The organism is Flagellimonas pelagia (assembly GCF_003584135.1).
In the GTDB taxonomy this organism is placed as follows: domain Bacteria; phylum Bacteroidota; class Bacteroidia; order Flavobacteriales; family Flavobacteriaceae; genus Flagellimonas; species Flagellimonas pelagia.
Map to the genome: position 1 here is coordinate 67,648 of NZ_QXFI01000008.1, position 19,520 is coordinate 87,167.

20 protein-coding genes are annotated in these 19,520 nt (G+C 42.5%); 15 read left to right on the forward strand and 5 right to left on the reverse strand.

What is annotated here, in order from left to right; translation table 11 throughout:
* The first annotated feature begins 121 nt into the window (after positions 1-121).
* Entirely contained in the window at positions 122-514 is a 393-nt protein-coding gene (locus D2V05_RS01265; protein WP_119645881.1) for a DUF1573 domain-containing protein, read from the forward strand.
* A 57-nt stretch (positions 515-571) separates the two neighbouring features.
* Here the strand turns inward: D2V05_RS01265 and D2V05_RS01270 are convergent, their stop codons facing one another.
* Positions 572-1,912 carry a PDZ domain-containing protein gene (locus D2V05_RS01270; protein WP_119645796.1) on the reverse strand — a complete coding sequence of 447 codons (1,341 nt, stop codon included), beginning with the start codon at positions 1,910-1,912 and terminating at the stop codon, positions 572-574.
* Positions 1,913-2,058: 146 nt separating this feature from the next.
* On the opposite strand from D2V05_RS01270, the gene D2V05_RS01275 reads away from it, so the two are divergent.
* The 9 genes from D2V05_RS01275 (at position 2,059) to D2V05_RS01315 (ending at position 10,853) form a co-directional block, all read left to right on the forward strand.
* Positions 2,059-3,252: a pyridoxal phosphate-dependent aminotransferase gene (locus D2V05_RS01275; RefSeq protein WP_119645797.1), complete on the forward strand. Its 1,194-nt coding sequence runs from the start codon at positions 2,059-2,061 to the stop codon at positions 3,250-3,252.
* The gene (gene murB / locus D2V05_RS01280) at positions 3,249-4,265 is read left to right on the forward strand and encodes a UDP-N-acetylmuramate dehydrogenase (RefSeq protein ID WP_119645798.1); all 1,017 of its coding nucleotides are present in this window, start codon (positions 3,249-3,251) and stop codon (positions 4,263-4,265) included. Before D2V05_RS01275 ends, murB begins: the two co-directional genes overlap by 4 nt.
* A 204-nt stretch (positions 4,266-4,469) precedes the next feature.
* Positions 4,470-5,036 (forward strand): RNA polymerase sigma factor, encoded by a 567-nt coding sequence (locus D2V05_RS01285; RefSeq protein ID WP_119641993.1) that lies wholly within the window; start codon positions 4,470-4,472, stop codon positions 5,034-5,036.
* A complete protein-coding gene (locus D2V05_RS01290) occupies positions 5,033-5,791 on the forward strand; it encodes an anti-sigma factor (RefSeq protein ID WP_119645799.1) in 759 nt (252 codons plus the stop codon). Before D2V05_RS01285 ends, D2V05_RS01290 begins: the two co-directional genes overlap by 4 nt.
* Before the next feature lie 75 nt (positions 5,792-5,866).
* Positions 5,867-6,076, forward strand: coding sequence for a membrane or secreted protein (locus D2V05_RS01295; RefSeq protein WP_119645800.1), 210 nt, complete (start codon positions 5,867-5,869; stop codon positions 6,074-6,076).
* Between the two features lie 31 nt (positions 6,077-6,107).
* Positions 6,108-6,668, forward strand: a complete 561-nt coding sequence (locus tag D2V05_RS01300; protein WP_119645801.1) for an RNA polymerase sigma factor — start codon at positions 6,108-6,110, stop codon at positions 6,666-6,668.
* 62 nt (positions 6,669-6,730) lie between these two features.
* Positions 6,731-7,606 carry a lipoyl synthase gene (lipA, locus tag D2V05_RS01305; protein WP_119645802.1) on the forward strand — a complete coding sequence of 292 codons (876 nt, stop codon included), beginning with the start codon at positions 6,731-6,733 and terminating at the stop codon, positions 7,604-7,606.
* Positions 7,607-7,623: 17 nt separating this feature from the next.
* Positions 7,624-8,634, forward strand: a complete 1,011-nt coding sequence (gene gap, locus D2V05_RS01310) for a type I glyceraldehyde-3-phosphate dehydrogenase (protein WP_119645803.1) — start codon at positions 7,624-7,626, stop codon at positions 8,632-8,634.
* Positions 8,635-8,636: 2 nt separating this feature from the next.
* Entirely contained in the window at positions 8,637-10,853 is a 2,217-nt protein-coding gene (locus D2V05_RS01315) for a tetratricopeptide repeat-containing hybrid sensor histidine kinase/response regulator (protein WP_313786740.1), read from the forward strand.
* Here D2V05_RS01315 and lpxK read toward each other — a convergent pair.
* Positions 10,850-11,851, reverse strand: coding sequence for a tetraacyldisaccharide 4'-kinase (gene lpxK, locus D2V05_RS01320; protein ID WP_119645805.1), 1,002 nt, complete (start codon positions 11,849-11,851; stop codon positions 10,850-10,852). The genes D2V05_RS01315 and lpxK overlap by 4 nt on opposite strands.
* A 48-nt stretch (positions 11,852-11,899) precedes the next feature.
* Here lpxK and D2V05_RS01325 point away from each other — a divergent pair, with 48 nt between their 5' ends.
* Together D2V05_RS01325 and D2V05_RS01330 are read left to right on the forward strand one after the other, a co-directional pair.
* Positions 11,900-12,994 carry a Nif3-like dinuclear metal center hexameric protein gene (locus D2V05_RS01325; protein ID WP_119645806.1) on the forward strand — a complete coding sequence of 365 codons (1,095 nt, stop codon included), beginning with the start codon at positions 11,900-11,902 and terminating at the stop codon, positions 12,992-12,994.
* Between the two features lie 6 nt (positions 12,995-13,000).
* Positions 13,001-13,780: a zinc ribbon domain-containing protein gene (locus D2V05_RS01330; RefSeq protein WP_119641984.1), complete on the forward strand. Its 780-nt coding sequence runs from the start codon at positions 13,001-13,003 to the stop codon at positions 13,778-13,780.
* 195 nt (positions 13,781-13,975) lie between these two features.
* Here the strand turns inward: D2V05_RS01330 and D2V05_RS01335 are convergent, their stop codons facing one another.
* Positions 13,976-15,328: an FAD-dependent oxidoreductase gene (locus D2V05_RS01335; protein ID WP_119645807.1), complete on the reverse strand. Its 1,353-nt coding sequence runs from the start codon at positions 15,326-15,328 to the stop codon at positions 13,976-13,978.
* 272 nt (positions 15,329-15,600) lie between these two features.
* On the reverse strand, positions 15,601-16,149 hold the full coding sequence (locus tag D2V05_RS01340) for a ClpP family protease (protein ID WP_119645808.1): 549 nt from the start codon (positions 16,147-16,149) through the stop codon (positions 15,601-15,603).
* 246 nt (positions 16,150-16,395) lie between these two features.
* On the opposite strand from D2V05_RS01340, the gene D2V05_RS01345 reads away from it, so the two are divergent.
* From D2V05_RS01345 to D2V05_RS01355, 3 genes are all read left to right on the forward strand, one after another.
* Positions 16,396-17,079 (forward strand): hypothetical protein, encoded by a 684-nt coding sequence (locus D2V05_RS01345; protein ID WP_119645809.1) that lies wholly within the window; start codon positions 16,396-16,398, stop codon positions 17,077-17,079.
* A gap of 91 nt (positions 17,080-17,170) precedes the next feature.
* Positions 17,171-17,782: an LbetaH domain-containing protein gene (locus tag D2V05_RS01350; protein ID WP_119645810.1), complete on the forward strand. Its 612-nt coding sequence runs from the start codon at positions 17,171-17,173 to the stop codon at positions 17,780-17,782.
* A gap of 72 nt (positions 17,783-17,854) precedes the next feature.
* Positions 17,855-18,214 (forward strand): DUF1398 domain-containing protein, encoded by a 360-nt coding sequence (locus tag D2V05_RS01355; protein ID WP_119645811.1) that lies wholly within the window; start codon positions 17,855-17,857, stop codon positions 18,212-18,214.
* A 118-nt stretch (positions 18,215-18,332) separates the two neighbouring features.
* On the opposite strand, the gene D2V05_RS01360 is transcribed toward D2V05_RS01355, so the two are convergent.
* On the reverse strand, positions 18,333-19,481 hold the full coding sequence (locus tag D2V05_RS01360) for an MFS transporter (RefSeq protein ID WP_119645812.1): 1,149 nt from the start codon (positions 19,479-19,481) through the stop codon (positions 18,333-18,335).
* Positions 19,482-19,520 lie beyond the last annotated feature (39 nt).

A 19,520-nucleotide genomic window follows, 5' to 3' on the forward strand; every position in this document is an offset into this window, starting at 1 on the left:
TCTTCGGATGGATTCCAATCCAGAAATACGAAACAAAAATAAGTAACGTTATTACATAACAAAAGAATTTTGGATGCAGGTGTGAAAACATCTACTTTTGAAATTCACCCAAAAACCAAAAATGATGAAAAAAACTGTACTCGTGCTGTTTTTAGGGCTTATTTCCCTAGGGATCTATGCGCAAGAAGCTACGGCTAAAATTGAATTTAAGAGTGAGACCATCGACTACGGTGAAATTGACAAGGGAAGTGACGGTGTCCGTGTGTTTGAATTTACCAATACCGGAACTGCACCTTTGGTAATCAGCAATGTTAGATCAAGCTGCGGATGTACCATCCCCAAAAAACCGGAAGAACCGATCATGCCTGGAAAAACCGGTAAGATCGAAGTGAAATATGACACCAACAGGGTTGGCCCCATCAGAAAGGCCATTACCGTGACCTCCAATGCCGATACCCCTACAAAGGTTTTGAAGATTAAAGGAGAAGTCAAAGGACCTGGTACCAGTAAGTAAAAAGAAAATTAACTTTAGAAGAGCCCTGAAGACAATGGTTTTCAGGGTTTTTTATTTTTAATCGTCGTCAAAGACTTTTTTCAACACAAAGGAAAACAATAAGTCTTTGTTGTACCGTTCGATCAGGACCCGAATACGCTTGCCCTCTTTCTCGTTCAACATTTTGAGAATTTCCTGAATCTTGTAACGGTGCACTCCTTTTCCGTTTATGGCCAATATCACATCCCCCTCACGAAGACCTGCCTCTGCCGCCGGACTTCCTGCCCGGATACTGGAGACCACAATTTCTGGCACCAAGCTTAGCTTTGTGCGATTTTCCACCAAAATCTTGACGTTTCCGAAAGATGAGTCATCATCCTTCACAATACCGTTGCTGTCGGCAATACTTTCGGCAATGTACCGAAGACCGTTGTGCTGCAATTCGATTCCGGCCAAGTTATATTGAAACGGTTCCTTAAAATTGCTATTCTTTTTTAGGGTTACTTGACCACGGGAGTAATCGAACACCATATTGAATCGTTTGAGGACCTCGCCTCCCACACTTCCGTTACGATCGCCCAAGTTTTCCAATCCTCCGAAAAACTCCCTGTACGGAAAGGCCACTTTGGCATCCTTGAGTTCAAAATCCCCGATACGGACTCCTTTTATCTTGGAGCGCTTTCCAAAAATATCGCCACTCAATCCTCTTCCTAAATGATCTTCATAATTTTTCTCGGGCACTTCCAATCCTCGCTCGGGTTCACGGAAAAGCCAAAGGGCATCGCTACTTCCAGTATCCACCAACAATTTCACCTTTATGTTTGCAGTATCCCTCATCAAAACCGTACCCTCTACGTAGGCCTTTCTTCTATCCACTATAAGGGGAATGGTCTGATCGTTCTTTTTCTCTTTGTAACGATATAGCTCAGGATTATGCAATTTTATATTCTTGGAACCATAGTTGACTTCGACGACAAAGTCTCGGAACAAATCGTATCCCATGATGCCATGCACTGGGATTCCTAAAGAGGTGGATAGATTGATGTCCCTATCCAATACCACATAAAGATCTTGGGAAAAGTTTTTGGCATTGCCCAATCTGAAGATATTTCCTTTGGAACTTAAGGCCTTCATAGGTTCTCCATCACCCAATCCCCGGATGGTTACCTCGGAAACATTGTTGATGGGAACGGAATCCGATTCGGATAGATTAAAAAGAATGGGTTTACTTACGCCTGAATCCAAGATGAAAGTCAGTTCGGCTCCATTAATTTCAATAGGAACAATAATCAGGTTGTTGATGAGTTCAAACCTGATTTTTTCAAACTTTTGCCCATTGGGCAAACCATACCCTTGTGCCAAACTTGTAGCGGGCACTATTAAAAGAAGTGCAAAAAAAAGAAATATTTTCTTCAACATACTTACTTTTAAAAGGTTATGCTTATTAAATATACAAAATCAAAAGAAATGTCCCCTTTAATTTAACATTTTGATAAGCGAACAAATCTTCCATAATATGTTGTTTTCAAGTCTTGGTTTTCCCATTTTTGCGTAAAATTTCGGAAATGCCTAGTATCTCTAACAAAGGGAAGCAAATGCCCGCTTCACCCATACGAAAATTGGTCCCCTACGCCGAGGCGGCAAAAAAACTTGGGACCCATGTGATTCACCTCAACATTGGCCAGCCAGACATCAAGACCCCAAAAGTGGCACTGGATGCTGTTCGCAACCATAATATCGAGGTTTTGGCCTATAGTATGACCGAAGGTTCCGAAATCTATCGGGAAAAAATTGCGGCCTATTATGCCAAAAAGGATATTCATGTCAGCGCCAAGGACATCATTGTGACCACAGGTGGTTCCGAAGCATTGAGTTTTGCCATGGGCACCATTATGGATGCCGAGGATGAAATCATCATCCCAGAGCCCTTTTATGCCAATTACAATGGATTTGCTACTGCCGCAGGCGTAAACGTGGTCCCCATTGCTTCCAGTATCGATACCAATTTCGCCCTGCCACCGATAAAAGAGTTTGAAAAACTCATCACCCCAAAAACCAAGGCCATCCTTATTTGTAATCCTGGTAACCCTACCGGATACCTCTATAGCAAAGAGGAAATTTTGCAATTGGCCGAAATGGTGAAAAAACATAATTTGTTCCTGATCGCCGATGAAGTCTACCGCGAATTCACTTATGAAGGAAAAACCCATTATTCCATTTTACAAGTGGAAGGCCTGGAAGAATATGCTATTGTGATAGATTCTGTTTCCAAACGATATAGTATGTGCGGTGCCCGAATAGGGTGTTTGGTTTCCAAGAACAAGGAAGTGATTCAAACCGCCTTGAAATTTGCACAGGCCCGATTGTCTCCTCCCACCTTTGCACAAATTGCCAGCGAAGCCGCATTGGAAACGCCCCAGGAATATTTTGATGCCGTGATCGAGGAATACGTATCTCGAAGAAACATCCTGATTTCCGAACTCCAGAAGTTGGAAGGTGTAAAGGTAGCGGTTCCACAAGGTGCCTTTTACTGTGTGGTGGAACTTCCTGTAGAAGATGCCGATGATTTTGCCCAATGGTTGCTCGAAAGTTTTGAAATGGACGGCAATACCGTGATGGTGGCACCAGCTGCCGGTTTTTATGCCACTCCAGGACTTGGAAAAAATCAGATAAGAATTGCCTATGTGCTCGAAAAAGAGCAACTTGTAAAGGCCGTCCAAATTTTGGGCAAGGCCCTAACCAAGTACAACGACCGGTGAACATCCTGGAAAACATATCCTTAAAACCGTACAATACCTTCGGTATAGATGCCAAGGCACGCTTTTTTGTTGATATCACAGGATTGGTACAGCTTCAAAAAGTATTGGAACTAAAGGCGTATCCCAAAAAATTCATTATCAGTGGTGGAAGCAACATGTTGCTCACCAAAGATATCGATGCCCTAGTGATGCATATCAAACTGGAGGGTATCAGCATTGTGGATGAAAACGAGGACACAGTAGAAATCAAGGCTATGGCTGGGGAAAATTGGCACAAATTGGTACTTTGGTGCCTTGATAGAGGGTATGGTGGGATTGAAAATCTGTCACTTATCCCTGGAAATGTGGGCACGGCACCCATTCAGAACATTGGAGCGTATGGCGTGGAACTGAAGGATGTTTTTGTAAGTTGTACTGCCATGGAAATGGCAACCGGAGAGCTGGTGGCTTTTGATAAAGATGAGTGCCACTTCGGTTATCGGGAATCCATTTTTAAGAACGAGGCCAAAGGAAAATACATCATTACTTCGGTGAATCTAAGGCTTACCAAGCGAGACCACGAGCTTCACACAGGTTATGGCGCCATTGAAGGGGAACTCAAAAACATGGGGATTGTCTATCCTACCATCCGGGATATCTCGGATGCCGTAATCGCCATCCGCAGGAGCAAACTGCCCGACCCCAAAGAACTGGGCAATAGTGGCAGTTTTTTTAAAAACCCCGTCATTTCAAAAAAAGCTTTTGACAAGTTCATCAAAAAAAATCCAAAAGCCCCCCATTACGAAACGAATGACGATCAGTTCAAAATCCCTGCTGGTTGGCTCATAGAGCAATGTGGTTTTAAGGGAAAAAGGTTCGGAGATGCTGGCGTGCACGATAAACAGGCCTTGGTATTGGTCAATTATGGCAATGCTACCGGACAGGAAATCCTTGCCCTATCAGAGCAAATACAAGAAGAAGTGCACAAGAGGTTCCGTATTAAAATCCAACCTGAGGTGAACATCATAAAATAACCCCCGCACTTTGAACAGTAACGGGGGTTATACCAAACCAAACTAACCAAAATTATGTATGTCTTTAGGGCCATTAAAACCCTCTAAATTCTTTTCAATCGCCTCGGCAGATAATGCTTTTTCTGCCTTAGCTTTGTTCTATATACGATATAAACCCTATTTTAGATTTTTGTCCCACAAAAAATTTTACCAAAAGCATCATACATGAGCACATTGATTGAGAGACATATTGTTTCACTCCTTGCAGAAAAGGACGATAAGGCCATTTCTTTGCTGTATGAAAACTATGGGGACACGCTTTTTGGGGTGGCCTATAAGGTGGTAAAGGATGAAGACCTTGCCCAAGATGTGCTACAGGAAAGTTTTATCAAAATCTGGAAAAAAGCAGATTCATACGATGCATCCAAAGCCAAACTTTTTACATGGTTGTTCCGTATTACCAGGAACACCGCCATCGATAAATTAAGAAGTTTAAATAATAAAGCGGACAAGGAAGTCCAAATCGACGCTTCCAACGTATATAAAGTTGGAGTAAAGGGGATTGTGCCCGACCATATGGATATCCAAGATAATTTGGATAAAATAGACCCAAAGTACAGAATAGTCTTAGAGGCCTTGTTTTTTGAGGGAATGACGCAGCAGGAGGCAAGTGAAGAATTGGATATTCCTCTCGGAACCATCAAATCGAGACTTAAAATTGGACTACGGGAACTTGGTAAAATTTATGGTACAACAATGTCCTTGCTCTTAATCTTAAACTTACTGTCATGAAGGAAAAAGTAAAAATATTTCTGGAATCCGACATATTGGAAAAATATCTTATTGGAGATGCTTCAAAAGAAGAATCCCAACAAGCCGAAAGGTACATTGCCTTGTATCCCGAAGTAAGGGAAACATATGATGAGCTCCAAAAAAACTTGGAGACCTTTGCCAAAATGTACGCCAAAAACACCCCTGAAGGCCTTAAGGAAATTATTATGGCCAGTGCCAAAAAGGAGCGAATGGTACACAAAAGATTTTACCGATACGCCATTGCGGCCAGTGTTGCCATCTTGGTCTTTGCCGGTTCGTCAGTTTTCTTTTGGAACCAAAACAAAAACCTTCAAGAGGAAAATACCATGGTATCCAACAAGATCAAGTATTTGGAGGACAACATGAAGGACCAATTGGAAGATATGAGGAACCAGTTCATCGTACTGAACAACCCTGCCACCAAAAAATATGAGGTCAAGGGCAAACGTGAAGGAAAAGAACTTAAGGCCATTGCCTATATCAACCCAGTTAAAAAGCTTTCCTATATAAACGTTAGCAATGTTCCACAATTACCAGAGAACAAGTGTTTCCAAATGTGGGCAGAAGTGAACGGAGAGTTGGTCAACTTGGGCGTGATAAAGCAATTTGATGACAAGGGCAAACTTTTGGCCCTACCCTATGCGGACAATGCCGTGGGCTACATCACCATTGAACCAGAAGGTGGCAATGCCGCTCCATCCGTGGACAACATCGTGGCGAACATTTCTTATTAGCCACAAACCTAAAGTATCCTTAAACACCCTCTTGCTTTAAGAGGGTATTTTGTACCTTTGTGCAAAAGTTGGATTATGAAGTTAGCACTATTGACCATTGGTCTATTAGCACTTGCATTCGCTGGTATCGCCATAAAGATATGGGGCAAAAAAGACGGAAAGTTTGCCGGAACCTGTGCAAGCCAAAGTCCTTATTTGAACAAGAATGGCGAAGCCTGTGGGTTCTGTGGCAAGTTGCCCCACGAACAGGAATGTAAAAAAGACTCGGTTCCCGAGTTGAATTAACCCGTATAGCACATCAAGGACACCCCTATTTTTGGAGAAAACCGATAATTCCATAAAAGAGACCATACGCAGGGCAAAGGAAGGAAACCAAATTGCCTTCAGTACGCTCTTGGACACTTTTTGGAACGATGTTTACGGCTTTCAGTTGCTGCGCACCAAAAATGAAAATGACGCCGAGGATATCACCATCAGAACATTTTCCCGCGCCTTTGATAGAATAGATACCTATGATGAAGCCTATGAGTTCAAGACATGGCTCATCACCATTTCCAAAAATCTACACGTAGACCTGATCCGAAAGCGGAAAAGAAGCTTTCTGGATGATGTAGACCCCCGTGGCGACGAAGTCAAAAAAGTACTTGATGAATCCCCTTCGGTAGAAGATCGACTGATCATTGAGCAAAATTTGGCCAACCTGTTGCAGGATATCAAAAAGTTGAAGCCCCATTACCAAAAAGTCATCAACCTACGTTATTTCAATGAAATGAGCTACGCAGATATAGCGAAAGAGCTCAATGAGCCTGTGAACAACATCAAGGTAAAATTGCTCCGGGCCAAAAAATTGTTGGCAGAAATCATCAAAAAAAAGTGACCCATTTCCTTGGGTAAACTTTCCTTACCAGTTTCGTATCTTTGTAAATCAAATTCCGTTGTATGAGCACAAACGTGGCAGAAAGCGTTATACCACCCAAAGGAAAGCCAAAATGGTTACGGGTAAAACTCCCCACCGGCAAGAAATATACCCAGTTACGGGGGCTTGTGGACAAATATGACCTGCACACCATTTGTACTTCTGGAAGCTGCCCGAACATGGGTGAATGCTGGGGCGAAGGTACCGCCACTTTCATGATCCTGGGCAACATCTGTACCCGTTCTTGCGGGTTCTGTGGTGTGAAGACCGGAAGACCAGAAAGTGTGGATTGGGCCGAGCCTGAAAAAGTGGCTCGTTCCATCAAGATCATGAACATCAAACATGCCGTGCTCACTTCGGTGGATCGGGATGATCTAAAGGACATGGGGTCCATCATTTGGGCAGAAACCGTAAAAGCTGTCCGAAGAATGAACCCGGAAACCACCATGGAAACCCTTATTCCCGATTTTCAAGGGATTTCAACCCACTTGGACAGGATTTTGGCCGTGGCCCCAGAAGTCATTTCCCATAATATGGAAACCGTTAAAAGGTTGACAAGAGAAGTTCGTATCCAAGCCAAGTATGAGCGTAGCCTCGAAGTTTTGGACTATCTGAAGAAAAATGGTGCCAACCGGACCAAATCGGGTATTATGCTCGGTTTGGGAGAAGAAGAACACGAGGTCATCGCCACGATGGAAGATTTGAGAAATGCAGATGTTGATGTGGTCACCATCGGTCAATACCTGCAACCTTCCAAAAAACACCTTCCTGTAAAGCAGTTCATTCTGCCCGAACAATTCAAAAAATATGAGGAAATTGGTCTTGAAATGGGCTTTAGGCATGTTGAAAGTGGCGCTTTGGTGCGTTCCTCTTACAAAGCCCACAAACACATCCAATAGTTTCTCACCAACCCGTAATGAAAGACATCAGAATAGGTATAAACGGCTTTGGACGTATAGGAAGGACTCTTTTTAGGTTGCTTCAAAAATACCCGAGCATCCAAGTGGTGGCCATAAATGATTTGGCGGATGCCACAACTTTGGCCCACCTGTTAAAATATGACAGCATTCATGGTACTTTGGATGCCGATATCCAATCAGGTGGAAACAAGATTGTAGTAAATGGTAAAGCCATTGAAATACTCAACCACAATCATCCCAAAGATATTGACTGGGCATCCCATAAGGTAGATGTAGTGGTAGAGGCCACGGGAAAATTTAAAAAAGAGGAACAACTCCGGTACCATCTGCAAAATGGTGCAAAAAAAGTCATCCTTTCGGTGCCGCCAGAGGATGACTCCATTAAAATGGTGGTACTTGGGGTGAACCAAGACCTTATTAATGGCAAGGACGACATTATTTCCAATGCTTCATGTACCACCAACAATGCCGCGCCTATGATCAAGGTCATCAATGAACTTTGCGGCATAGAACAGGCCTATATTACCACGATACACTCTTTTACATCGGACCAAAACCTGCATGATGCCCCTCATAGGGACCTCCGTAGGTCCAGGGCGGCCACACAATCCATCATCCCGACCACTACCGGGGCGGCCAAGGCATTAACACGGATCTTTCCTGAGTTATCAGAAGTAATCGGTGGATGTGGCATCCGCGTACCGGTTCCCAATGGGTCCCTGACGGATATTACCTTCAATGTAGAACGGGAAACTTCCATTGAAGAAATAAATGCTACCTTTAAGTACTATGCTGAAAATGAACTAAAAGGCATACTTCAGTACACAGAAGATCCAATTGTTTCCATCGACATAAACAATAGTTGTTATTCTTGTACGTTTGATTCTTTGATGACCTCCGTAATTGGAAAAATGGTGAAAATTATTGGATGGTACGACAATGAAACTGGCTATTGCTCCAGAATTATTGATTTAATAGCTTTGCTTATAAAGAAAAATTACGTTTGATCTTGCACTTGATACACAAAAGGATAGGCGTAAAAACGCTGCTTCTACTGTGCATTTTTCTATGCACCCAGCTTTCTTTTGCCCAAAACGATGCAAGCTCGACCGCCAAGGTACAGGCCATTTTCGACCAATTTATGAAGTACCGGCATGAGAACAAGGTGGACAAGGCCATGGAAACACTCGATGAGGCCGCTAATATTGCGGAGAGCAACGAGGACACCAAGTTGTTGTTGGACACCTATCACCAATATGCCCGTATCTTTTTGGAAGAAGGAGATCATGAAACTGCTCTTCGTTATTGGGACAGGGCGAGTATTTATCTGAGGGACATGTCCTATTCCTATGGCCAGGCCTTTCAATTGTATCTGGAAGCAGCCCTGAGGTATGATGAGGGGAACAATTTCCAAGCCCTGAAACTATTGGAAGAATCCCGAAAGCTCAGCAACAATAGGAATCTCAGCAACAATATCCTCTTACTGGAGGCATACATTTTCACCAATATAGAAAAGTATGATGATGCCATAAAGAACCTGCATGCACTCATTGTAAATTCAGACGACAAGGAAAGGGCCTATTTGGCCGCCAAGGCGAATCTGCAATTGGCTAAAATAAGCGTAAAATTGAACGATTACGAAGAAGGCATTATCCACTCCAAAGCAGCATTGGAACTTTCTGAAAAACACGGTTTTGCCAAAGAGGTAAAAAATGCCAATGAAGAATTGTCGGATATCTATGAAAAAACCGGGGATTACAAGGAAGCCCTAATTTTCAATAAAGGACTTGCCAAAATCAAAGATTCCATTTTCAATATTGAAAAGGCTAAGTTGGAAGCAAATACTGCAGATGACACCCGTTTTGAGCACATGTCCAACGAATTGAACAAACAACAGGCCAAAATTGAAGAATTGAGCGAATCGAAAAACCGCTCGGAAATCACAGCGATATTGACTTCAGCTTTTTTGACCATTATTTCCTTACTGGCTGTTTCACTTTTCAGGAACAACCAGATCAAGCTCAAGACCAACGACCTGTTGTATACCAAGAACAAGGAATTGGAGTTGGCCAGGGATGCCGCAGTATCGGCCATGGAAGCCAAGACCAACTTCTTGTCCACAGTAACCCATGAGCTTAGAACGCCACTGTATGCCGTAACGGGGCTCACCCACTTGCTTTTGGAGGAAAATCCATCTGAACACCAAAAAGAACATCTGAAATCGCTGAAATTTTCCGGGGAATATCTTCTGAACTTTATCAACGACATATTACAGATCAATAAAATCGATGCTGAGAAGCTGGAGCCCTTGAGTATTGAGTTCAAATTGCATAAGGTTCTGAACGATGTTGTGGATTCCCTACAACAGAACGCCAACGAAAACAAGACCAAACTTATCCTCGATTACGACCCGAATATTCCGCAACAGCTGCTTGGAGATCCTATAAAGCTTTCCCAAATTTTTATGAACCTTGTAGGCAATGCCCTGAAGTTCACCAAAAATGGAAAGGTTGAGGTCATCGCCAAATTGCTGAAAAAGGAGGAAGATGAGGTAAAACTGTATTTTGAGGTTAGGGACAACGGTATCGGCATCTCCGAGGACCAGCAAAAGCATATTTTTGACAGTTTCGAGCAAGGGTCTATCCAAATCAATCGGGAATATGGCGGTACTGGTCTTGGTCTGACCATTGTGAAAAGCCTTTTGGGACTGTTTGGAAGCACTATTCAATTGGAAAGTGATCTTGGTCATGGCAGTTCCTTCTATTTTGAAATGGACCTCAAATGCGACACCAAGGCTTTGGATGAAGTAGCATGCCAATTGGACCCCGAAACGTTCCAGTTTAAGGGATTGCATCTTTTGGTCGTGGAAGATAACAAAATCAATCAGGTGATCACCAAGAAAATGCTCACCAAAAAAGAAATTACCTGCGATATCGCCAACAATGGCAATGAGGCCATCGATTTGGCCAAATCCAATACCTACGATGCCATTTTAATGGATATCCACATGCCAGGAATCAGTGGTGAAGAGGCCACCAGACAAATTCGCAAGTTCGATGAAGACATCCCGATCATTGCACTTACCGCAATTTCATTGGACGATAGTTTGGACAGTTTCTATGCCGCTGGTTGTAATGACGTGGTTACCAAACCTTTTAAACCAGAGGTCTTTTACCAAAAAATAGGGGAAAATATTTTCAAGAGCAAAATACAAGGCTCCGTTTAGTGCAGTAGTCCCTTGATTGATTTTTCCAATTCGGTATGGTCTTCAGGAGTAAAATAATGGGATACTTCCAAATAAAACAGGTGTTGCACTTTTCCTTCCAAACGAACAAAATCCTTTTCGGTCGTCAGTACCAAATCATGTCCGGAGAATTTTTGGATATCTTTTTCGGTAAAATCATGATGGTCCCCAAATTCATAATGTAGCACTTTAATGCCCATGGTGGTCAAATGGCGCAACAAAGGTTCCGGCGAGGCAATTCCGGTCACCAATGCCACATCTTTATCTTGCAAGGCTTGAAGCAGCATATGGTTGCCTTTTCCGTCTGTGACCTCATCGGCATACCTTAAACTGGCAAACAATACCTTTTGATGGGATTTTGGTTTTAGCTTGGCCATCACAGCTTTTCGATCTGATAGTGTCAGTCCAACCGGACATTTGGTCACGATAATCACATCAGCCCGATGGGCCTCCTTTTTGGCATCTCGCAGATTGCCAGTGGGCAGATACCAATCCCCCGCATATAAGTGATCATAGGCTGTCAGTAACAGTGAAAATGTTGGTTTTACCCGTCTATGCTGAAAAGCATCGTCCAGAACAATTACTTCAGGCTTCACGTATTGCTCCAACTGCTCCATACCATTCCGTCTATCGGCATCTACCGCAACCGAAACACTTGGAAATTTACGGTGCAATTGGTACGGTTCATCCCCTAGGTCCAAGACATTACTTTGGGACATGGCCAAAACAAACCCCTTCGACTTTCTCTTATAACCGCGACTCAAAACCGCTACCCTATGATGCTCCAGCATACGCAACAAATATTCCGTCATAGGGGTCTTACCTGTTCCTCCAACACTAAGGTTTCCCACGCATATCGTCGGAGTTTCATATGAAACAGAAGTCAATAAACCCTTGTCGTACATCAAATTACGCAGGTAAACAACCATTCCATAGATCAAAGAAAAGGGAAACGCTATTTTGCGAAGGATTTGCAACATGGGACGAAAATATAATATTTTATCTTTAGCCCACTTAACAATTTAAGAATGACGGTAAAGGACATTACAAAAATATTGGAAGAATTGGCCCCTTTGGCACATGCCGAAGAATTTGACAACGTAGGATTATTGGTCGGCAACCCAAATATGGCCGTAACAGGTGCCCTGGTCACACTGGATACTTTGGAGAACGTGATGGACGAGGCCATCGAAAAAAAGTGTAATCTGATCATCAGCTTTCACCCCATCATTTTTAAAGGGTTAAAAAGGATTACTGGGAGCACTTATGTGGAACGTGTTGTCCTAAAAGCCATAGCCCACAACATTGCCATCTATAGCATGCACACGGCCTTGGACAATAGCAAAATGGGAGTCAATGCCAAGATCTGTGAAGTTTTGGGCCTAAAAAATCCCGAAATCCTTATCCCAAAAAAAGGAGTTATTAAAAAGTTGGTCACCTATGCCCCAGTAGCAGAAACAGAAAAAGTAAAATCGGCCCTTTTTGCTGCAGGTGCCGGGGAAATTGGCAAATACAGTAATTGTAGCTATAGCCTGGATGGAGTCGGAAGTTTTATGGCGGGCGACTTGGCCAATCCATCTGTTGGAAAAATTGGGGAAATCCATTTTGAAAAGGAGACTCAGATCAATGTCATCTATTCGTTTGAAAAGGAAAAAAAAGTATTGGAAGCACTTTTCAAGGTCCATCCCTATGAAGAAGTGGCCTATGAAGTGGTGACCCTGGAAAACACCAATCAAGATATCGGAATGGGCATGATCGGCACTTTGGAAACCGAAATGGATGAAGAGGATTTTCTTTTACAGGTCAAGTCCAAAATGAACGCCTGTGTGGTACGGCATTCCCAACTGTTGGAAAAAAAGGTGAAAAAAGTAGCTGTCTTAGGTGGAAGCGGGGCTTTTGCCATTGCCGCGGCCAAAAGGGCAAAAGCGGATGTTTTCATCACATCGGACATTAAATACCACCAGTTTTACGAAGCCGAAAACGAATTGGTAATCGCCGATATCGGGCACTTTGAAACTGAGCAGTTTACAAAAGATTTATTGGTTGATCATCTTACAAAAAAAATTCCTAATTTTGCAGTCTCTTTATCGGAGAGTATAACGAATCCCATCAAGTATTTATAAACATATATGGCGAACAAGAAAGAAAGCACCGTGGAAGAAAAACTGAGAGCTTTGTACGATTTACAGCTTATCGATTCCAGGGTGGATGAAATCCGCAACGTTAGAGGTGAGCTACCTTTGGAGGTACAGGACTTGGAAGACGAGGTACTTGGTCTAAAAACCAGGTTGGACAAATTGAAAACGGACGTTGAGACCGTCAATTTTGAAATCGCTGCCAAGAAAAACCTTATCGACGAGTCCAAGGCACTCATCAAAAAATATGCTGAGCAGCAAAAAAATGTAAGGAACAGCCGTGAGTTCAACTCCTTGACCAAGGAAGTTGAGTTCCAAGAGCTTGAAATTCAATTGGCCGAAAAGAACATCAAAGAGTTCAAGGCCCAAATCGAGCAGAAAAAAGAGGTCATCACCCAGACAAAGGAAAAATTGACCGAGCGCGAAGGTCACCTAAAGCACAAAAAAGGGGAATTGGATGCTATTCTTGCGGAAACTGAAAAAGAGGAAAAAGCCCTTTTGAAAAAATCCGAGGAATTTGAGGAAAAAATCGAAGATCGATTGATCCAAGCCTACAAAAGGATCCGCACCAATGTGAAGAACGGTTTGGCCGTTGTTCCTGTGGAGCGTGGCGCTTCCGGTGGTTCATTCTTTACCATTCCACCACAGGTTCAGGTAGAGATCGCTTCCCGCAAAAAAATCATTACCGATGAGCACAGTGGCCGTATTTTGGTAGACCCATTGTTGGCCGAGGAAGAAAATGACAAAATGCAAGAGCTTTTTTCCAAAATCTAATTTGCTCCAAATGAAATTAAAAAAGCCACCCTTTAGGTGGCTTTTATGTTTATGTACCAGAAGAAATTTATAATCAGAATGTCAGTTCGAGTTTTTCCAACGGAAAAGTATCGAGAACTAAATAGAAAGTGGTACTAGCCCAATTCTCGATACAATTTTTATCATTACAATCTAAAAATCACTCGAATTGACAAGTTACTTACTATCCTTCAACAATCTTAAAATCTTATCCTCCACTTCTTTGGAATCCCATTTATCATCGATATTGGGAAGTTTCATGACTTCCTTCATGATCTTCTCCTGTTGATCACCAATGGCCAATGCTTCGGCATAAGGCCTATCCGAAAACGTGACCCTGCTGTATACAGGAATCCATTTTTCGGGATGTTTGGCAGCAAAATGTTTTTCAATTTTCTTTTGCAGTAAGAATTTGGGGTCTGCCGTTTTACTGCTCATTTCCACAAAGTTTCGATAACTCAACTCCGCAATGGCATCCGCATTGGGTTTACGCTGTTTTTGGTACTCCGAGAATATGGACTCCCAATCATCACCGTACTTCTCCATTAGTTCCTGCAATACATAAATATCCTCAAAACCCGCATTCATTCCCTGTCCATAAAACGGGACAATGGCATGGGCAGAATCGCCCACCAAAGCCACCTTGTTCCAATATGTCCATGGGTAGCATTTCATGGTCACCATGGCACTCGTTGGGTTCTGGAAAAAATCCTTGGTCAAATTTTCAATCTCCTTGCGAACATTGGGGAAGTATTCCTTGAAAAAGGCTCGGGCATCTTCTTCGGTCTTGATACTCTCAAACGATACATTGCCTTCAAAAGGCAAGAAAAGGGTACAGGTAAAACTTCCATCAATATTGGGCATCGCGATGAGCATAAATGCCCCCCTAGGCCATATATGAAAGGAATTTTTGTCCAATTTATGGGTGCCGTCCTCATTGGCAGGAATGGTCAATTCCTTATAGCCCACATCGATGAAATCTTGGGAGTAATCGAACCTACTGCGACGTTGCATTTTGTGCCTCACCCTGGAAAAAGCCCCGTCACAACCAAAAATGATATCGTATTGGTATTCCTTCCACTCGCTTTTCTCTGTTTCCCCAGTATAAATCTTTGCTTCTGGAAGATCAACATCCCAAACCTTTTCATTGAATCGAAATTCGGTGCCCTCTGCTTCTGCCAGATCGATCATCCGTTTGTTCAAGATCCCACGGGAAATGGACCAAATCGCTTCTCCTTCCTTACCGTACTTTTGAAAATAGACGGGTTTGTCGTTCACGTGCATGGCCCGTTTGTCCAATGGAATGCCAATCTCCTTTATCTTACCCTCCAATCCAACTTTTTGTAAGGAGCGCCATCCCCTGTTGCTCATGGCCAAATTGATGGATCGGCCTGAAAATTTAATCGTCCTGATATCCGGTCGACGGTCAAAAACCGTAACGGAATGTCCTAATTTTCTAAGATAAATTGCCAATAGGGAGCCCACCAATCCTGAACCGATGATGGCTATATTTTTGGGAGTCTGCGCCATAAATGTCTTTTGCAACCAATTCCAGTTAAGCGTCAAAAGTACGGAAATTTAACTTTTGTCGAAGTACCGTTGGTATGACCAAATTATATTCATGTTACAATGGTTTTTAAAAAAAACCGGGGATTTTAAGATTTTTTAACAGGCTATGGTAAACCTTGGGCCCGAATCTTGCCGTATATAGTATAAATATTCCGCTTCGGCGTCCATATATATGTAAAAAGTCCTTCACAAAAACTTGCGAAGGACTTTTTCCCTTTTTAGGATAATCCTATTTATTGTATAATACCGTCTACAATACCGTACTCCACAGATTCTTCAGCACCCATCCAATAGTCACGATCAAAATCTTTCATAACCTTTTCAAAGGATTGACCACAGTTATCCGCCAAAATTTGGGCACCTAGTTCCTTGGTCTTGATAATTTCCTTGGCTTGGATCTCAATATTGGAAGCCTGCCCCCTGGCACCGCCACTGGGCTGGTGAATCATAACCCTAGCGTGGGGTTGGATGAACCTTCTCCCCTTCTCCCCTACAGACAACAGGATGGAACCCATGGAAGCTGCCAAACCTGAACAGACCGTGGAAACCGGACTCTTGATCTGTTTAATGGTATCGTAAATCGCAAAGCCAGAGGTAACATAGCCTCCCGGACTATTGATGATCAATTGAATCTCTTTATGGTTCAGGGAATCCAGATAGAACAAGCGGTCTATGACATGCTTGGCAGAATCGTCATCTACCATGCCCCACAAAAACACTTTACGCTCTTCGAGCAATTTTTCTTGGATCAAATCCTGAACCTTTCCTTTTTTTGAACTCATTTTTTACTTGTTGTGAGTATCAAAAATAATCAAAATCCAAGGAAGTTTAGGTATTCCTTCAATACATTACTTAGTATGCAGTATGGTCCCTCTGGCCACACCCCATACCTCTTTGATCGGGAACAACAATTTATTGAGTTCCTGTCGACCAACAAGGAACAAAGCTTATTCTTTTTTAGACAATATTTTCCAAAGCTGGTATACCAACGCATAGATTTTCATGGTATATTTGGTTAAAAACCAGATATGAAGACCTTTTACCTCGTTGGAATATGCTCCCTTTTCATTTTGGCCAGTTGCAAAACGGAACCCAAAAAAGCAGAGGAGGAACAGCGCGAACCTGAAAAAACAGTACCCGAACTGATTGCAGATGCCCATGGTTACCAAAATTGGAAAAACGTTGAGGAAATCACCTTTACTTTCAACGTGGACCGGGATTCCATGCATTTTGAAAGGCATTGGGACTGGAAACCCAAATTGAACGAGATTACTTTTAGTTCGGGAGCGGATACATTGACCTACAACAAGGCAGACATGGACAGTGTGGCCTATAAGACCAATTCGGGGTTCATCAATGATAGGTATTGGCTATTGGCCCCCTTTAACCTGATGTGGGATGCCAACAACTACACCTTTGAGCACACTGCGGAAGCAAAGGCACCGATAAGCAACGAGACGATGCAAAAGCTCACCATTGTGTATAAAAATGAAGGTGGCTATACCCCAGGGGATGCCTACGATTTTTATTTTAAGGATGACCATCTCATCAGGGAATGGACCTATAGAAAGTCCAACCAACCTGAACCTTCACTGTCCTCCACATGGGAAGACTATACTACCATGGGCGGTCTACAGTTGGCCAAACAGCGCAGCAGGCCGGATAGTGGCACCAATCTCTACTTTACGGGTTTGAGTGTGAAGACCGAGTAAGACTTAGGCGTAATCATCAAATACCTTTTTAGGGATATAAAGATGTAGCTTACATTTTGCAATCATTTAGAACATCCAAAGCATAAGGTCGGTGATCAATATTGGACATTTCATATCAAACATCCCTTCTTTTCTTGAAAAGGAAGGTTCTAGTTTGCCATGGGAAATAACGGCAAACATCAAGAGTATCATTGAAGAAATGATACCAAACCTTGGAGAGGACTTCAAAATTGAAAACGGAATAGCCATTCATAAGTCGGCAACTCTGGAACACGGAATAACCATAAAAGGGCCTGCCATCATTATGGATAAATGCCACATATGCACAAACGCCTATCTCAGGGAAGGTGTTTTTTTGGATAGTTCGGTAAAAATTGGCCCTAGTTCGGAAATAAAGAGCAGTATGATATTTTCGGGTTCCGCCATAGCTCACTTAAACTATATTGGAAATAGTCTGATTGGCAGAAATGTGAATTTTGAAGGAGGTTCCATCGCAGCCAACCATTATAATGAACGTGTTGAAAAAAAGATACGGGTAATTTTCAAAGATCAGGTCATAGACACTGGAACGGAAAAATTTGGGGCCTTGGTAGGGGACGGTTCAAAAATTGGGGCCAATGGGGTCTTATCCCCAGGAACAATATTAGAAAAGGGTTCTATTGTAAAAAGATTGGAATTGATCGAGCAATTAAAAGAACCGTAAGACTACCTTCAAAAATGGTCACCCACAAGCAGAACAAACAGAATCATTAAAGATTGAAATAGCAATAAATCCATGTTTACAACAGATCAGATTCATAATGCATTTTCCAAAGTTAAAAGTGGTGCTGACTTTCCTCAGTTCGTACAAGACCTAAAAGAAATTGGAGTAACCCACTATGACAATTTTGTTTCGGATGGACGAACAAAATATTATGGGTCAGATGATTTTACACTTGACGGAAATTCAAAATATCCTGAGATGAAAGTAAATGAAATCAGTTCATTGGATAGCCTCAAACACGCCCTTTCAATTCATCAACAAGGCCAAACGGATTATCCTACATTTTGTAAACAAGCAGCGGATGCCGGCGTTGAAAAATGGATTACTCACATGATGGAAATGACTGTTACATATTTGGATAAAAAAGGGTAAAAATTAATTATTGAATCCATACCGAAGCCTTAACCAATAAAATAGTCGGCAGAAAACATTGTATATGATCAAAACAGTCCAAAATCAAAATGTTGCCAAAATTTAAATGAACGATTGATTATTTACCCCTCCTCCCCAAGAAAAAGGTAATCACAAAAACCAGGATGGCACAGCTCATCAATAGAACAAAACTATAAACCAACGAGGCCCGTTCAGCCAAAAATCCCAAGATCACAGGGCCCAATAAAAACCCAGAATACCCCGTTCCCGCAATAAAGGAAACCCCTTGGGAAGAATCCACGCCTTTCACATTGCCACCAATACGGAACAGTTCGGGAACCATGACCGAAAAACCCAGACCACACAAAGCAAAACCGGCAATGGCCAAGACGGTATGTTGCGAGAGCACCATGGCATATCCCAAAATAGCAATCAAGGCACCGAGGGCAACAATTTTAATGGAACCAATCTTTGCACTGATGCCGTCACCTAAAAAACGACCCAAGGTCATGGTGGTCGAAAATGCCAAAAATCCAGAGCCGATAAGTACTTCGGGCGCCAAAGCAACTTCCTTTAAATACAATCCACTCCAATCGATGATGGCACCCTCGCTCCCCATAGACACAAATCCAATGATGCCCAATAACAACAAGGGCTTGAACAGTTTAAAACTGAAAGGTTCCTTTTCCACTGGGGCAGCCACAATGTGATAATAATGCTTCCTTAACATCAAATTGATGATCAAGACCAACACTACTACAATGGCCATATGCAATGGTGGGTTGCCGATTATAGGAATCAAAAAACTACTAAAGCCGACCAAAATACCCCCCAGACTGAAAAATCCGTGGGCAGCCGACATAAAATTCTGTTTGTCTTCCTTTTCAATCTCCGTAACGAGAGTGTTCATGGCGATGTCGGTAAGCCCATTGCAGGCTCCCATCAAAAAGAGGCTAGCCATCAACGTGTAATAATTTGGAGCCATCAAAGGAAGCAGGGCCGCCACCGAATTGCAGCAGACCCCTGTCCAAGTGGCCTTTCCAACCCCCAATTTATTAATAATCTTGGACGCGATAGGAAAAATGGTGAACACCCCTAATGACAAACAGAACAGGGCAATTCCCAGATCTGCCTTGTTGATATCCAATTTATCCTTTACCGAAGGGATATAGATAGCCCAAGTTCCAAACCAAATATTCAAGCTGGTGAACACCCATGCAGGGGCAAAATAACGTGGGTTGGAAAGAATAAGTCGTAGTGATCTCATAGGCGACTGTGAAAAAGGAGCATTAACACAACTTTGTTG

Coding starts and splice junctions, on each gene's coding strand:
- D2V05_RS01345 (WP_119645809.1), top strand. CDS start 16,396: ATGAAGACCTTTTACCTCGTTGGAATATGCTCCCTTTTCATTTTGGCC.
- D2V05_RS01265 (WP_119645881.1), top strand. CDS start 122: ATGATGAAAAAAACTGTACTCGTGCTGTTTTTAGGGCTTATTTCCCTA.
- lipA (WP_119645802.1), top strand. CDS start 6,731: ATGAGCACAAACGTGGCAGAAAGCGTTATACCACCCAAAGGAAAGCCA.
- D2V05_RS01355 (WP_119645811.1), top strand. CDS start 17,855: ATGTTTACAACAGATCAGATTCATAATGCATTTTCCAAAGTTAAAAGT.
- D2V05_RS01360 (WP_119645812.1), bottom strand. CDS start 19,481: ATGAGATCACTACGACTTATTCTTTCCAACCCACGTTATTTTGCCCCT.
- gap (WP_119645803.1), top strand. CDS start 7,624: ATGAAAGACATCAGAATAGGTATAAACGGCTTTGGACGTATAGGAAGG.
- D2V05_RS01335 (WP_119645807.1), bottom strand. CDS start 15,328: ATGGCGCAGACTCCCAAAAATATAGCCATCATCGGTTCAGGATTGGTG.
- D2V05_RS01330 (WP_119641984.1), top strand. CDS start 13,001: ATGGCGAACAAGAAAGAAAGCACCGTGGAAGAAAAACTGAGAGCTTTG.
- D2V05_RS01285 (WP_119641993.1), top strand. CDS start 4,470: ATGAGCACATTGATTGAGAGACATATTGTTTCACTCCTTGCAGAAAAG.
- D2V05_RS01290 (WP_119645799.1), top strand. CDS start 5,033: ATGAAGGAAAAAGTAAAAATATTTCTGGAATCCGACATATTGGAAAAA.
- D2V05_RS01325 (WP_119645806.1), top strand. CDS start 11,900: ATGACGGTAAAGGACATTACAAAAATATTGGAAGAATTGGCCCCTTTG.
- lpxK (WP_119645805.1), bottom strand. CDS start 11,851: ATGTTGCAAATCCTTCGCAAAATAGCGTTTCCCTTTTCTTTGATCTAT.
- D2V05_RS01275 (WP_119645797.1), top strand. CDS start 2,059: ATGCCTAGTATCTCTAACAAAGGGAAGCAAATGCCCGCTTCACCCATA.
- D2V05_RS01340 (WP_119645808.1), bottom strand. CDS start 16,149: ATGAGTTCAAAAAAAGGAAAGGTTCAGGATTTGATCCAAGAAAAATTG.
- D2V05_RS01270 (WP_119645796.1), bottom strand. CDS start 1,912: ATGTTGAAGAAAATATTTCTTTTTTTTGCACTTCTTTTAATAGTGCCC.
- D2V05_RS01295 (WP_119645800.1), top strand. CDS start 5,867: ATGAAGTTAGCACTATTGACCATTGGTCTATTAGCACTTGCATTCGCT.